Here is a 12,840-nt window from a genome sequence, read left to right on the forward strand (position 1 = left end):
TCGCATCAGGTCGGTCGAACGCAACGCGCTTTAGGAACGCGTATCCGCCAGCGTGCTGGCGCCGTAGCGCAAACCGTCGACCAGCAGGGCAACCATGCGCCGCGCCTGGGCAGGGCCGCCGCCATGTGCCGGCATGGCAAGGCTGGCGGCCGCCCCCAACAGATCGCCCGGCTCGATATCGGCGCGCACCTCGCCGGCCGCGGCCGCTGCCTCCAGCAATGTTTGGAGCGCGGGCCGGAGCCGTTGGTTGAAATAGGCAGGCAAAGTGTCGAAGGCCGGATTGCCTGAGTACAAGGCTGCCGCGAGGCCGCGTTTTGCCGTGATGAAATCCACATAGCGCTGCATCCACAGGGCCAGCGCTTCACCGGGCTCATGCTTTCCGGCCAGGATCGGCGCGGCGTCCGCACAGGCGTCAACCTCGTTGCGGAAGACGGCCACGATCAAGTCCGAGCGCTGTGGAAAGTGGCGGTAGACGGTGCCGACGCCGACGCCAGCCTTTTCCGCGATCTCTCGCACCGGAGCCTCCACGCCGGAGGTCGCGAACACCGCCATGGCCGCCCGGAGCAACGCGTCGATGTTGCGCCGTGCGTCGGCGCGCACGTGCCGATCCGCGCGGTCGCGGGGTTCCAGACTATCGCCTTGATCCGTTTTGCCGTTCGGCGTTTTTTCGCCCATCAAATTACCTCTTGCAAACGGAACCTTGTTCCGGATATATGTGGAACGTGGTTCCGTTTGACTTGTATCTAGCACGGCAAGGCGGTGTTGGCCACACATCGGTGCACAAAAGGAGATTACCATGCAGGACAAACCCGTCGCCCTGGTCACCGGGGCCAACAAGGGCATCGGTCTTCAGATCGCCAAGGACCTCGCGGCGAACGGCCTTACCGTGCTCGTAGGATCGCGCAGGCTCGAGCATGCCGAGGCAGCCGCAAAGAGCATCGGAGAGGATGCCCACGCCCTGCAGCTCGACGTCACCGACCAGGCCTCGATCGCCGCCGCGGCAGAGCGCATCCGCATCGAAATCGGCCGCCTCGATGTGCTGGTGAACAATGCCGGCATCTCCCACGCGGGAAAGCCCGGCACGTTGTTCGAGGAGATCATCAACTCGGGCCGCCCGAGTGTTGCCTCTCTCGACGACGTACGCGCGGTGTTCGAGACGAACGTGTTTGGCATCGTCGCCGTCACGCAAGCGATGCTGCGGCTCCTTCGTGAGGCGCCGGCGGCGCGTATCGTCAACGTATCGAGCGGCGCCGGCTCGCTGACATTGAACGCGGATCCGGCCTTTCCGTACCGCACTTCGTTTGGCGCCGTTTACAACCCGTCGAAGACGGCCGTCAACGCGATGACGCTCGCCTTCGCCATCGAGCTCGAGGAGACCGGCATCAAGGTCAACGCTGCCTGCCCGGGCTACACCGCGACGGAGCTGAACAACTTCGAAGGTCCGCGCACCGTCGAACAGGCCGCGCGGGAGCCCGTGCGCCTCGCACTTCTCGACGCTAGCGGTCCGACGGGCACGTTCTCGAACGAGGACGGCCCGCTGCCGTGGTGACGTAGCGTTGGAGCCTGCTTCAGCCGCGCCAAGGTGTCAGGCGGGGCAGCCAGCTTGGTACGGCACGGCGGTAGGCCTCGTATTCGTCGCCGTAGCGGCGGGCAAGCGTCGGTTCCTCATATAGTCTCACGAAGGAGATCATGGCGGCCGCGGCGATGACTAGATAGGCGGCGACCGTCCAGCTCGAAAACAGCAGTGCCTGGCCGAGGACGATCGACAGCACGGCGACGTACATCGGATTGCGGACATGGCGGTAGATGCCGCCGGCGACCAGCCTTTCGGTCGGCGCGACCGGGGCGGGCGTACCCAGGCCCTCCAGGGCAAACCGGGCAAAGGCGTGCAGCAGTATGGCTGTGCCGGCGACAACCAGCAGCCAGCCCACAGGAACGAAACCGGGCAGTCTCGACCAGGGTAGGCGATAGCGATCGGTCAGCAGCCAAGGCAACAGTCCGGCGACCACGCCGGGCGCTACAGCAAGGAAGATGACGCTGCCGGCGATCGCCGAAGTGGCTCGCATATAGCTCTCCTTACGGGCGCGGCCTTGAACGGTCTCCTGCAACGCGCTTCAGGTCTTGTCCGGCATGTAACCCAAACCGCTGCACCCTCAGGTCAAGCTCGATGGCGGGCTTTTAGGCAGCATGCACCAGCAAGGTCTGGCTGCCGAAAAAACAAACGCGTGCTGCACGATTCCACGTCATCCTGCGTTTTTCGACTTTCCGAGCAGGAATCGCTGCTGATTCGCGGCCGCGGATCGATTTTTGCCCTGCCGCCGGCTGTATTTCAGCGATTCAACTGGTCCTATTGCGCTTCGGGACGGATTAGACCACAGCCGGCGCCTTTTTGCATGTGAGTGTTGCAAAATAGATGCTTGTTTCTTGGGCATGAAGAGCACATATATAGCTCATCTCCTGAGCGCGTTCTCCTCCCATTAGCGCTCTCGAGTGTTCCCCTCTGGAGGTTAGCCTTAACAGGCACTTCCAATCAAACTCAGCCGGGTCTTCATTGATCCGGCTTTTTTGTTGCCCGAAACCAACACATCGCCAGAAAATCGGCCGGAGCGGTCGCGTAACAGTGACATGTAACCTCGGGTAACATGCCGCGGGCGCGCCAAATCGATTAAGCAGAGCACAGGACGCGGTGTGGCTCGTCCGGGGGATGGGGGCATCACTCGGACGACCCGGGCTCAGGCAGCTACCGCGTCCGAACCTTCCTCCGCCGCCAGGCACCGGCGGCAAGCATGCGGCGGACCTGCCGTTTCGCCTCCCACGAAGACGGTCCGCAAGAAACGGCGCCCGGATCATCCGGGCGCCGTTTCCTGTTGGGCCGCAAAGGCAGATCAGGCGGCCTTGCCGTTGGCGTTCAGCGCTTCGTCGGCCAACCGGCCGGTGAGTTCGGCCATGTGGTCGAAGACGGCCCGGTAGCTGGCGACACCCGCCGTGGCCGAGCGCAGCTCGATGATGAGGTCGCCGATCTCGGCTTGCGGCATGGTCGCCTCGACGACGTCCCATCCGGGCCAGTCGGGCCGCGCGTCGTAGCCGAGGATCTGGCCGCGCCGCTGCGGGATCAGAGCGATGATCTTCGACGTCGCATCCGACGGCGTGACGATCTCGACCTTCATCACCGGCTCGAGCAGCACCGGCGAGCACGCGGCCATGCCTTCCTTCATCGCCAGCTTCGCTGCCATCTGGAAGGCCATGTCGGAGGAATCGACCGCATGGTAGGAGCCGTCGGAAAGGTTGACGGCAACATCGACGACCGGGAAGCCGAGCGGGCCGGATTTCAGGTAATCGCGCACGCCGGTCTCGACCGACTGGATGTAGGTCTTCGGCACGACGCCGCCGGTGATCGTATCGGTGAACTGGAAGCCTGACCCGCGCGGCAGCGGTTTGATCTCAATCACGACGTCGCCGAACTGGCCGTGGCCGCCTGATTGTTTCTTGTGGCGGCCGCGCTGCTGCGTCGCTTTGCGGATCGTCTCGCGGTAGGGCACGGCCGGCACATGGCCTTCGACCGGGATCTGGTTCTTGCCTTCCAGCCGCTCGCGCACGACGCGCAGATGCATCTCGCCATGGCCGGACAGCACGGTTTCGGCCGAATCCTGGTTGTGATGCAGGTTGAGCGAGGGATCTTCCTCGGCCAGGCGCTGGATGGCCGCCGACATCTTGACCTCGTCCTTGCGCTCTTTCGGCCGCAGCGCGAAGGCGAAGACCGGTTGCGGCGGCGCCAGCGTGACCAGCGGCTGGATGCCGCCCTTGGTCGAGCTCAGCGTCTGGCCGGTCCTGACGGCGTCCAGCTTGCCGAGCGCGACCGTGTCGCCGGCCTTGGCCGAAGTCAGCTTGACCTGGTCCTTGCCGAGCATCTTGTAGATGCCGGAGACCTTTGCCGTTTCGCCATTGGAAAGGAACAGCTCGGCGGCGTCGGCGACCTGGCCGGACAGGATGCGCGACACAGACAGCTTGCCGCCATGCGCGGTGTGGATGGTCTTCATCACCTGGACCACGGTGGCATTGCCATCGAGAGCGCCGAGGCGCTGGCGCGTCGCCTCGATGTCGGGTGCGTCGTGACGGATCGCCTTCAACAGGCGCAGCACGCCATTGCCCTTCTCGGCGGTGCCGATCAGCACCGGCGTCACCATGCCGTCGCGCAGGTCGGCGGCAAGATCGTCGAAGATCGCATCCTTCGGCGGTTCGATCTCGTCCAGCAATTGCTCCATCAGCCGGTCGTCATGGTCGGCGAGCGTCTCCAGCATGGAAAAGCGCGCCTCGAGCTCGCGCGCCTTGTCGTCGCTCGGGATCTGGGCGACCTCGCTCTCGGCATATTCGCGGTAGATGTAGGCACGCTCCAGAGCGAGGTCGATCGAGCCGATGACGACGCCGTCCTTGCGCAGCGGGATCTGGCGCAGCAGCAATGGCACCGAGCTTGCCGGCTGCAGCATCTTCAGCGTGTCGCGCACACCTGCTATCGCCTTGTCGACCTTGTTCAGGAACAGCATGCGCGGCACGCCGAGATCGTCGAGCTTGCGCATGATCAGCTGCAGGGCAGGGATCTTCTTCTCGTCGGCCTCGGCAACGACCACGGCGACGTCGCAGGCGGCCAGCACCGGCTCGGCTTCGAAGGAGAATTCGATGGAGCCGGGACAATCGACGAAGGTGAACGGCTCGCCCATGAAATCGGTGGTGGCGAAGGTCGCCTCGACGCTCATGCCGTGAGCGCGCGCCTCGGGCGAATGATCGGAAACGGTATTTCCGGACGAAACGGGATTCTGGCGGGGAATGGCGCCTGTACGGGCGAGTATGGCTTCGAGAAGTGTCGTCTTACCGCTTGCGAAGGGACCGACTATGGCAATGCATTTCGGTCCCGTGCGTCGTCCTCCGGCGCGAGTACCCATGGCTGACCTCCACTCAGGCGTTTCCCTGTGAGCGGCGGCCGGCCTGTCGGCCGTCGCGGGCGAGGCTTTTTTCAATTTGCCACCTACCCAAAGGGCATCGTCCCACGGGCAGGCCGGGAGGGCAAGGGATTTGAGGTTGAAGGGATTTGAAGTTGGGGCCGGTTCAGCCGGTGCCGGTTAGGCGCGACGCCAGCGAGGGTGCGTCGACGCGCTGCACCGCCACCGTCTCGGCAAAGCGCGCGAGCAACGGATTGAACAGGTCCGCACGCTCCCAGAAAGGCGCATGCCCGGCGCTAGAGATGATGTGGCAATGCTCCCACAGCGAGCCGTATGCGAGTGTCTCAAAATAGCCGAGCCGGACGAACGGATCGTTCTCGCCATTGACGATAGCGACCGGAAACGCGGCTTGCTCGACCACCTGTCTCTGGTCGGCGCCCTTGCCGGTGAGCATGCCGCGCGTCACCGCGGCGCGCAGCCGGCCGTCGGTGCGCAGGATGGCTTGGCGAAAGGACGGATCGGCGGTGTCGCCGAAGCACAGCGTCTCGAAGCGCTCGGCATCGCGTTCGGAATACGTCTTTTTGGACGCCAGCAGCATGTCCCAATGCGCGTGGAAGCCGCGCAGCATGCCGAAAGGACCCTTCGATACCGGCGGCGCGCCGGTCAGCATCAGCCCGCCGACGGCGCGGTGAAAACTTGCGAGTTCGATTGCCACGTGCCCGCCAAGCGACCAGCCGAAGACGACGGCGCGGCCGATCCCCAAAACATCGAGGAGCTGAGCCGCCGATTGGGCAAGGCCGGCGATGGTGTAGTCCGTCGCCGGATCGCGGGCGTCCGACGATTCGCCATGGCCGGGCAGGTCGAAAGCAATCAACCGATGGGCAGCGGCCAACGGGCTGTCGAACTGACGGGCGAATACGGCGCGCGAACTGCCCGAGCCGTGGATCAGGACAAGCGGGATGCCGGGTCCCGACGACTGGCTGAGGCGCAAATCCGCTTGCGGCGTGCGGATCGTGCGGTGGGAAACGGCCATATCTGGTTTGGACCTTGGGATTGTCTCCAGGTCAACATCGCATGCCGAGGTCACCATGTTGTTTAGAACGGTGGTTAAGAAATGATTTCTCGGCTTGCGCCGGGTATGATGAACGAATCCACCACAGCTAACCCCGGGACCCTGATGATGGAATCCACGCTCGACCTTCTCCTCTCGATCAGCAGCATCGCGACGCTCGGGCAATATGCCTGGTCGATGCGCGCGCATTTCCAGTCGCAGACCATGTCTCAAGGCGCGATGATCATTTCGGCCGTCGTGGTCGGCACGGCGCTGTTCTTTCTTGCGCTGCTGTGGATCGAGCGGCAGCCGGTGGCGGCGAAGATCGGCGGGCTCGCCATCGAACTGGCAAGCTCGGCGCTGTTCTGGTGGGCGATCTCGGTCTCCCGCAAGGCGCGGCTGCGGTTCGCATTCGATCCTGACAATCCCGACAGCCTGGTGACCGAAGGCCCTTATCTCCATGTCCGGCATCCGTTCTACACGTCCTACATCATCTTCTGGATCGGATGGGGTATCGCGACCTGGTCGGTCTGGGCGGTGGTTCCGGTCGCCGGCATCGTTACGATCTACGTGATCGCAGCCTTGGACGAAGAGCGAAAATTTTCGCGGACAAGGTTGGCCGATGCCTACGACGCTTACCGCACGCGGACCGGTCTGTTCTGGCCGCGTTTTGCCCGCAGCCGGCAGGAGATGCAGCCGGCATCGGACGAAAGTGGTAGGGTCTAAGACACTGGATTGAATCGAGGACTTGCGACGATGAAGATTATTGCCTGCGGCAGCGTGCCGACGATTGTTGCGCCGGAAAAATACTTCACTGGCCGGGTTTTGCAGACGCCGATCATCGAGAAAGAGGCGCCGGCGCGGCTCAGAGCCACGCTGGTCAGCTTCGAGCCCGGCGCTCGCACCCACTGGCACACGCATCCGCTCGGCCAGACGCTCTATGTCACATCCGGTGCCGGTCTCGTGCAAAGCTGGGGCGGGCCGCTGCAGGAGATCAGGGCCGGCGACGTCATCTCCTTTGCGGCCGGCGAAAAGCACTGGCACGGCGCCGCGCCCAAATCGGCGATGACCCACATCGCCATGCAGGAGGCGCTCGAGGGTGTGCATGTCGATTGGCTGGAGAAGGTGAACGACGAGCAGTATGGCGGCTGAAACGTCTCAGACCAGCGCGGCGGTAAAGCGCTGGATGCGCGTGCAGGCCTCTTCGAGCAGAGCCTCCGACGTGGCGTAGGAGATGCGGAAGTTCGGGCCGAGGCCAAAGGCCGAGCCGAAAACAACCGCCACGCCCTCGGCCTCGAGCAGTTCCGAGCAGAAGGTTTCGTCGCTGTCGATCACCTTGCCGCTCTTGGTCTTCCTGCCGATCAGCTGGGCACAGGAGGGATAGACGTAGAACGCACCCTCCGGCGACGGACAGGTGATGCCGCGCGCCTGGTTGAGCATCGAGACGACGAGATCGCGCCGGCCCTGGAAGATCGCCTTGTTCTTCGGGATGAAATCCTGCGGGCCGTTCAGCGCTTCGACCGCCGCCCATTGGGCGATGGTGCAGGCGCCGGAGGTCTGCTGGCCCTGGATCATGTCCATCGCCTTGATCAGCGGCACCGGGCCTGCCGCGTAGCCGATGCGCCAGCCGGTCATGGCATAGGCCTTCGACACGCCGTTCATCGTCAACGTGCGCTCATAGAGCTTAGGCTCGACCTCGGCGATGGTCTTGAAGACGAAGTCGCCATAAGTCAGGTGCTCGTACATGTCGTCGGTCAGCACCCAGACATGCGGGTGCTTCAACAGCACGTCGGCCAGGCTCTTGAGTTCCGCTTCGGTGTAGGCTGCGCCCGAGGGGTTCGACGGCGAGTTCATCAACAGCCATTTGGTGCGCGGCGTGATCGCCTTTTCCAGCACGGCCGCCGTCAGCTTGAAGCCGTTGTCGATGGAGGTGTCGGCAAAGGCCGAGGTGCCGCCGCAGATCGCCACCATTTCGGGATAACTGACCCAATAGGGGCGCGGGATGATCACCTCGTCGCCGGGGTTCAGCGTCGCCATGAAGGCGTTGAACAGGATCTGCTTGCCGCCGGTGCCGACGATGGTCTGCTCCGGCCGGTAGTCGAGATTGTTCTCGCGCTTGAATTTTTTTGCGATCGCATCGCGCAGCGGCACAATGCCGGATACCGGCGGATATTTCGTCTCACCGCGGCGGATCGCCTCGATCGCGGCGTGCTTGATGTTGTCGGGGGTGTCGAAGTCCGGCTCGCCGGCGCCCAGCCCGATCACATCGCGGCCGGCGTTTTTCAGCTCGCGCGCCTTCTGCGTCACCGCGATGGTCGCGGAAGGCTTTACGCGGGAAAGGACGTCGGCAAGAAAGGCCATGAGAAATATCTCCAGAAAAGACCGGCGGGCGAAGGCGCCGCGGCGCCTCTCATGTCGCATCGTCTTCTCAAGCGCAAGCCCAGCGCAGGCATTGTCGAATGAGCCAGCGCGCAATGCTGGCAACAATAAATTCATCAACGATCGGTAAAAGCTTGAACGGCAGGACCGTGGCCGGTCCGCCAGTCTCGCATAGCGAGGAACCGTGACGCGCAGCATCGGGCTTGCCCATATCATCCGCCATGATGACGGCACCGCCAGCGGTGTCTGGGGGGTCTATACGCTGCAAAGCGCGTTCCAGCCGATCTTCGCCTTCAACAAGGGCAAGCTTTCCGTCGTCGCGTTCGAGGGGCTGATCCGGCCGTTCCGCGAAGGCGAGCCGCAGCCGCCAATGAGTTTCTTCAACAGCTGTCCGGCGGTCGACCGCCTGCATATCGAGGCGCTGACACGGACGCTGCACCTTCTGAACGCCGGCGCCTGCCTGCCGCGAGACGCCTCCATCTTCATCAATTTCGATCCATCGGTGTTCACCGACCGCAGCATCGCCGACAAGGCGCTGCGCGACATGCGGCTGGTGCTGCACGAGGCCGACATCGATCCGCGCCGCGTCGTCTGCGAGGTCACCGAGCAGAAATCGGCGTCGCAGGAAACGCTCTACAATTTCGTCGAGGCGCTCAGGGGCAATGGTTTGCGCATTGCCGTCGACGATTACGGCGCCGAGGAGTCCGACATCAATCGCATCAAGGAACTCAGGCCAGACATCGTCAAGTTCGACGCCGACTGGATCATGACGCTGATGGAGTCCGGTGCCGGCTTCGCCTTGCTGACCGCTATGGTGACAAGCTTCGAAGAGCAAGGCATCCGGACGGTATTCGAGGGCATCGAGACGGGCTGGCAGCTCGAGCTCGCCGAAAAGTCGGGCGCCTCGATGGTGCAAGGCTTCGTGCTGGCACGCCCGGAGCTTGCACCGACCAGCTTTCACGTCTTCGACAAGGCCGGGCAGGCATCAGCGGTGTCGCCCGATAAGGACAAAGTGCCCACGGCCGTTTCGACCTCGCGGCGACCGATGCGGGCTTTCGGGCGCAGGGTGGCATCGTGACCGGGCGGGCCGACATGCGGCGCAAGGTCGGCGAAGCGATCTTTGCCGACGAGGTCGGCATCGAATATGGCGTCTATGGCGCATTCCGGCTGAGGAGCGCCTACCAGCCGGTCTTCGCGGCTCGCGGCAGGTTTCTCGCCGCCGTCGCGGTCGAGGGACTGATCGAGCCGCATCGCGCAGGCAGGCCGGTGGCGCCGCAAATCTTCTTCGAAGGTGTGCCGGCAGCGGATCGGCTGTTGGTCGAAACCATGTGCCGGGTGCTGCATTTGCGCAACTTCCGCAACATCGGCGTCGACGGGCTCGACCTGTTCTTCAATTACAATCCGCTGATCAACGATGACCCCGCACGGGCGCTGGCCGAAATCAGGCTGATGACCAGGCATCTGGCGGATTTCGGCCTGCATCCCGGCATGCTGGTCTGCGAGATCACCGAGCAGGCGGCCGGCGACAAGGTGCTTGTCAGCCTGGCGCGCGAGATGCGGCGCGACGGCGTCCGCATAGCCATCGACGATTTCGGCACCGGGCATTCGACCGAAGAAAGGGTAGCCCTGGTGCAGCCCGACATCGTCAAGATCGACGGCACCTGGTTCGCAGAATTCTGCCGCCATGCCGCCGCCGAGCGGTTTTTCCGGCCGCTGGTTTCGACGCTGCACGACCGTGGCGCCAAGGTGCTGGTCGAAGGCGTCGAGAACGCCACGCATCTGCGCGTCGCGCTGGATGGCGGCGTCGACCTGCTGCAGGGCTTTTACCTTGCCCGGCCGGCGCTGGCCGGTACGCTGTTCGACGAGGAGCCTCTGTCGATCGACAGGCTGCTTGGCAGGGATAACAACGTCATTCCCTTGTTCGGATGAATGCATCAGCGGCGCTGATGGTTACGCCAAAACAAATCACTGGATGAAGCCGCCGCTGCCGCGATAGAGGCTGGATCAAGCCCTGAGACGGGTGGTTGCGAGCAAGGGGCAGTACCGATGATACTCTATGGAATGATCGACAGCGGCAATTGCTACAAGCCGCGCCTGTTGATGGCCAAGCTCGGCATCGCTTTCACCAATGTCGAGGTCAGCTCGCACACCGGCGACACGCGCAAGCCCGACTATGTCGCGAAAAACCCGAACGCCATGGTGCCGCTGCTCGAACTCGACGACGGCCGGCGGCTGGCCGAATCCAATGCCATCCTGCTCTATCTCGCCGAAGGCACGCGGTTTCTGCCGGCGGACAGATACGAACGCGCGCTGGCCTATCAGTGGCTGTTCTTCGAGCAATACAGCCACGAGCCTTATATCGCCGTGCGCAGGGCGCTGCTGACCTTCCCTGAAAGAGCCAAGGACGCAACGCCCGAGCGGCTGGCGCTGACGCTGGAGCGCGGCAACAAGGCGCTCGGCGTCATGGACAAGCACCTGGCCGGGAGCAGCTTCTTCGCCGGTGATATGCTCAGCGTCGCCGACATCGCGCTCTATGCCTATACGCACACGGCCGAGACGGGCGGGTTTCAGCTCGACGCCTATCCGGCGGTGGCCGCCTGGCTGAAAAGGGTCGAGGCCGACCCGGGGCATGTGCCGCTGGAGTGGGTGGGTTGAGTGCAACTCGCCGACTTTGCTGAGCAACGTTGACAATTGGCGAAAGCTTCGGCGAAAGCGTCCTTCTCCCCGTCACTATACGGGGAGAAGGAGCTGTATCGCCGGTTTCGCCAATTGTCGGCGTTTAAAATCCAGACAGCAAAAAGGCGGGACAAAATCCCGCCTTCCCATGCTTGGTAGCCTGATCGGGAGCGTTTTGGCCGGGCCGGCAGCAATCTGCTGCTTCGGCTTGTCGGGGTCTTTCGCTCCAGCGCGCTTCTCGCGCGACCGCCAGTACATCCGTGACTTGCCGCGCGCCCCGGGCTATCGCCCGGCGCGCGCCATTCGCAAAATCAGGCTGCCTTGCTCAGAGATCCAGCGGACGACTTGCCAGTGCGGCGGTCCTGCTCGATCTCGAAGTTGATCTTCTGGCCTTCAACCAGGGTCGACAGTCCAGCACGCTCGACTGCGGAGATGTGAACGAAAACGTCCGCGCCGCCGCTGTCAGGCTGAATGAAGCCGAAACCCTTGGTGGAATTAAACCACTTGACCGTACCTGTTGCCATTTCGATAGTCCTTTACGTTTGCTTTAGTTTGACTGGACCGAAACCCAGCCGGTTTGTATCGAGATTTTGGAGATAGAACGTCAGCAAACGCGAAGATCGCGAGGCCCGGATCGATCGGCCGAAATATCAATGGACGGCATATAATATGCTTTCGCGCAAAAAACAAGACGGGGCGGAAAATGGCGCCGCGACAACCCTGCCCAACGGCCGCCCCAATCGCGTGAGAGCGTCGTCGCTGCGCGCCTGACGCGGGAGGATCGCGCCGGCTTCGGGCGCGACCGGGTTTTGGGGAGAGGGGCCATGAAAATCGTTCTGCTTGCCGCTTGCCTGACGCTGGTGGCCGCCGAGGCGCAGGCGGTCTCGCGCTACGACCCGACCCGCATGAGCTGCGGCAAGGTGCAGGCGACGATCGCGCGCGAGGGTGCGGTCATCCTGCGCTACAGATCGGCGCGCGTGCCGGGCCTGGCGCTCTACGACCGCTATGTGCGGAGCCAGCAATTCTGCGACATCGGCGAAGTCAGGGCGCGGGCCTCGGTGCCGAGCGCCGATACGAATTCGTGCACCGTCTACAAATGCAAGCGGGTGGAGATCGATCGGCGCTTCCGCCGGCGCCTGCTTCCGGATTAGAGTGGGACGAAATGGTGCGCCGGGTGCCGGCCTCGCCTGAATATCAGCACACCTAAAACCCGAACGACACCTGCGCCGGCGGTGGCGGGCCGACGCGTACGCCTTCCATGGCCAGCATCTTTTCCTTGGTGGCCGAGCCGCCAGGGGCGGAAAAGCCGCCGATCTTGCCGCCGGCGGCAAGGATGCGGTGACAGGGGATGACCAGCGGCACCGGGTTGGCGCCGAGTGCGGCGCCTGTCTCACGCGCCAGCCCGGCATGGCCGGCGCGTTTGGCCAGTTCGCCATAGGTGGTGGTTTCGCCGAAGGCGAGTTTTCGCGCCGCGTCATAGATCGCCAGGCGGAACTCGTCGACGCCGCTGAGATCGACCGGCACGCCGGAGAAATCGATATCCTCGCCGGCGGCATAGGCCTTGATCGACGCGATCAGCTCGGCAACCCATTGCGGCTCGGGCTTCACGGCTTGTTCGACGTCGGAGGCATGGCGCAGCAGCCGGCGCTCGACCGCGTCGCGATTGCGCTGCGGCAGGCAGAGCCGGGTCAGTCCGGCTTCGCTCCAGGCGATGCCCATGAAGCCGAGCACGGTTTCGAAGACCGCGTGGCCGGCGGTGGCATGAGAGGCGTCCATGGCGTGCTCCTTTCCGGAATCCTT

General features: G+C 63.8%; 14 protein-coding genes. 7 read left to right on the forward strand and 7 right to left on the reverse strand.

The window, feature by feature from the left end:
- Positions 1 to 30: 30 nt before the first annotated feature.
- The gene (locus NKI47_RS01410; protein ID WP_023678344.1) at positions 31 to 675 is read right to left on the reverse strand and encodes a TetR/AcrR family transcriptional regulator; all 645 of its coding nucleotides are present in this window, start codon (positions 673 to 675) and stop codon (positions 31 to 33) included.
- A gap of 121 nt (positions 676 to 796) precedes the next feature.
- On the opposite strand from NKI47_RS01410, the gene NKI47_RS01415 reads away from it, so the two are divergent.
- Positions 797 to 1,549, forward strand: a complete 753-nt coding sequence (locus NKI47_RS01415; protein WP_352586852.1) for an SDR family oxidoreductase — start codon at positions 797 to 799, stop codon at positions 1,547 to 1,549.
- Positions 1,550 to 1,568: 19 nt separating this feature from the next.
- Here NKI47_RS01415 and NKI47_RS01420 read toward each other — a convergent pair whose 3' ends face one another.
- The 3 genes from NKI47_RS01420 to NKI47_RS01430 all read right to left on the reverse strand — a co-directional run bounded on the left by NKI47_RS01420 (position 1,569) and on the right by NKI47_RS01430 (position 5,967).
- Entirely contained in the window at positions 1,569 to 2,066 is a 498-nt protein-coding gene (locus NKI47_RS01420; RefSeq protein WP_352586854.1) for a methyltransferase family protein, read from the reverse strand.
- Positions 2,067 to 2,885: 819 nt separating this feature from the next.
- Complete coding sequence (locus tag NKI47_RS01425) at positions 2,886 to 4,937, reverse strand: elongation factor G (RefSeq protein WP_023678341.1); 2,052 nt, start codon at positions 4,935 to 4,937, stop codon at positions 2,886 to 2,888.
- A gap of 163 nt (positions 4,938 to 5,100) precedes the next feature.
- The gene (locus NKI47_RS01430) at positions 5,101 to 5,967 is read right to left on the reverse strand and encodes an alpha/beta fold hydrolase (protein ID WP_023678340.1); all 867 of its coding nucleotides are present in this window, start codon (positions 5,965 to 5,967) and stop codon (positions 5,101 to 5,103) included.
- Positions 5,968 to 6,111: 144 nt separating this feature from the next.
- Here NKI47_RS01430 and NKI47_RS01435 point away from each other — a divergent pair, with 144 nt between their 5' ends.
- Together NKI47_RS01435 and NKI47_RS01440 are read left to right on the forward strand one after the other, a co-directional pair.
- Entirely contained in the window at positions 6,112 to 6,711 is a 600-nt protein-coding gene (locus NKI47_RS01435; RefSeq protein WP_084641386.1) for a methyltransferase family protein, read from the forward strand.
- Between the two features lie 30 nt (positions 6,712 to 6,741).
- Entirely contained in the window at positions 6,742 to 7,137 is a 396-nt protein-coding gene (locus NKI47_RS01440) for a (R)-mandelonitrile lyase (RefSeq protein WP_023678338.1), read from the forward strand.
- A gap of 6 nt (positions 7,138 to 7,143) precedes the next feature.
- Here the strand turns inward: NKI47_RS01440 and NKI47_RS01445 are convergent, their stop codons facing one another.
- A complete protein-coding gene (locus NKI47_RS01445; protein ID WP_023678337.1) occupies positions 7,144 to 8,346 on the reverse strand; it encodes a pyridoxal phosphate-dependent aminotransferase in 1,203 nt (400 codons plus the stop codon).
- 202 nt (positions 8,347 to 8,548) lie between these two features.
- Here NKI47_RS01445 and NKI47_RS01450 point away from each other — a divergent pair, with 202 nt between their 5' ends.
- From NKI47_RS01450 to NKI47_RS01460, 3 genes are all read left to right on the forward strand, one after another.
- Positions 8,549 to 9,442 (forward strand): EAL domain-containing protein, encoded by an 894-nt coding sequence (locus NKI47_RS01450; protein ID WP_352586856.1) that lies wholly within the window; start codon positions 8,549 to 8,551, stop codon positions 9,440 to 9,442.
- Positions 9,439 to 10,293 (forward strand): EAL domain-containing protein, encoded by an 855-nt coding sequence (locus NKI47_RS01455; protein ID WP_352586858.1) that lies wholly within the window; start codon positions 9,439 to 9,441, stop codon positions 10,291 to 10,293. The genes NKI47_RS01450 and NKI47_RS01455 overlap by 4 nt, the downstream gene beginning before the upstream one ends.
- Before the next feature lie 117 nt (positions 10,294 to 10,410).
- Positions 10,411 to 11,019: a glutathione S-transferase family protein gene (locus tag NKI47_RS01460; protein ID WP_352586860.1), complete on the forward strand. Its 609-nt coding sequence runs from the start codon at positions 10,411 to 10,413 to the stop codon at positions 11,017 to 11,019.
- A 332-nt stretch (positions 11,020 to 11,351) separates the two neighbouring features.
- On the opposite strand, the gene NKI47_RS01465 is transcribed toward NKI47_RS01460, so the two are convergent.
- Positions 11,352 to 11,564 (reverse strand): cold-shock protein, encoded by a 213-nt coding sequence (locus tag NKI47_RS01465; protein ID WP_023678332.1) that lies wholly within the window; start codon positions 11,562 to 11,564, stop codon positions 11,352 to 11,354.
- 300 nt (positions 11,565 to 11,864) lie between these two features.
- On the opposite strand from NKI47_RS01465, the gene NKI47_RS01470 reads away from it, so the two are divergent.
- Positions 11,865 to 12,191, forward strand: coding sequence for a hypothetical protein (locus NKI47_RS01470; protein ID WP_023719370.1), 327 nt, complete (start codon positions 11,865 to 11,867; stop codon positions 12,189 to 12,191).
- A gap of 52 nt (positions 12,192 to 12,243) precedes the next feature.
- On the opposite strand, the gene NKI47_RS01475 is transcribed toward NKI47_RS01470, so the two are convergent.
- Positions 12,244 to 12,816: a methylated-DNA--[protein]-cysteine S-methyltransferase gene (locus tag NKI47_RS01475; RefSeq protein ID WP_352586862.1), complete on the reverse strand. Its 573-nt coding sequence runs from the start codon at positions 12,814 to 12,816 to the stop codon at positions 12,244 to 12,246.
- Between the last annotated feature and the right edge of the window lie 24 nt (positions 12,817 to 12,840).

Source organism: Mesorhizobium sp. M0633 (assembly GCF_040320645.1).
GTDB lineage: Bacteria > Pseudomonadota > Alphaproteobacteria > Rhizobiales > Rhizobiaceae > Mesorhizobium.

What these genes read in the sequence shown, in the direction of transcription:
- NKI47_RS01410 (WP_023678344.1), bottom strand. Translation starts at nt 675, where the DNA reads ATGGGCGAAAAAACGCCGAACGGCAAAACGGATCAAGGCGATAGTCTG.
- NKI47_RS01415 (WP_352586852.1), top strand. Translation starts at nt 797, where the DNA reads ATGCAGGACAAACCCGTCGCCCTGGTCACCGGGGCCAACAAGGGCATC.
- NKI47_RS01420 (WP_352586854.1), bottom strand. Translation starts at nt 2,066, where the DNA reads ATGCGAGCCACTTCGGCGATCGCCGGCAGCGTCATCTTCCTTGCTGTA.
- NKI47_RS01425 (WP_023678341.1), bottom strand. Translation starts at nt 4,937, where the DNA reads ATGGGTACTCGCGCCGGAGGACGACGCACGGGACCGAAATGCATTGCC.
- NKI47_RS01430 (WP_023678340.1), bottom strand. Translation starts at nt 5,967, where the DNA reads ATGGCCGTTTCCCACCGCACGATCCGCACGCCGCAAGCGGATTTGCGC.
- NKI47_RS01435 (WP_084641386.1), top strand. Translation starts at nt 6,112, where the DNA reads ATGATGGAATCCACGCTCGACCTTCTCCTCTCGATCAGCAGCATCGCG.
- NKI47_RS01440 (WP_023678338.1), top strand. Translation starts at nt 6,742, where the DNA reads ATGAAGATTATTGCCTGCGGCAGCGTGCCGACGATTGTTGCGCCGGAA.
- NKI47_RS01445 (WP_023678337.1), bottom strand. Translation starts at nt 8,346, where the DNA reads ATGGCCTTTCTTGCCGACGTCCTTTCCCGCGTAAAGCCTTCCGCGACC.
- NKI47_RS01460 (WP_352586860.1), top strand. Translation starts at nt 10,411, where the DNA reads ATGATACTCTATGGAATGATCGACAGCGGCAATTGCTACAAGCCGCGC.
- NKI47_RS01465 (WP_023678332.1), bottom strand. Translation starts at nt 11,564, where the DNA reads ATGGCAACAGGTACGGTCAAGTGGTTTAATTCCACCAAGGGTTTCGGC.
- NKI47_RS01470 (WP_023719370.1), top strand. Translation starts at nt 11,865, where the DNA reads ATGAAAATCGTTCTGCTTGCCGCTTGCCTGACGCTGGTGGCCGCCGAG.
- NKI47_RS01475 (WP_352586862.1), bottom strand. Translation starts at nt 12,816, where the DNA reads ATGGACGCCTCTCATGCCACCGCCGGCCACGCGGTCTTCGAAACCGTG.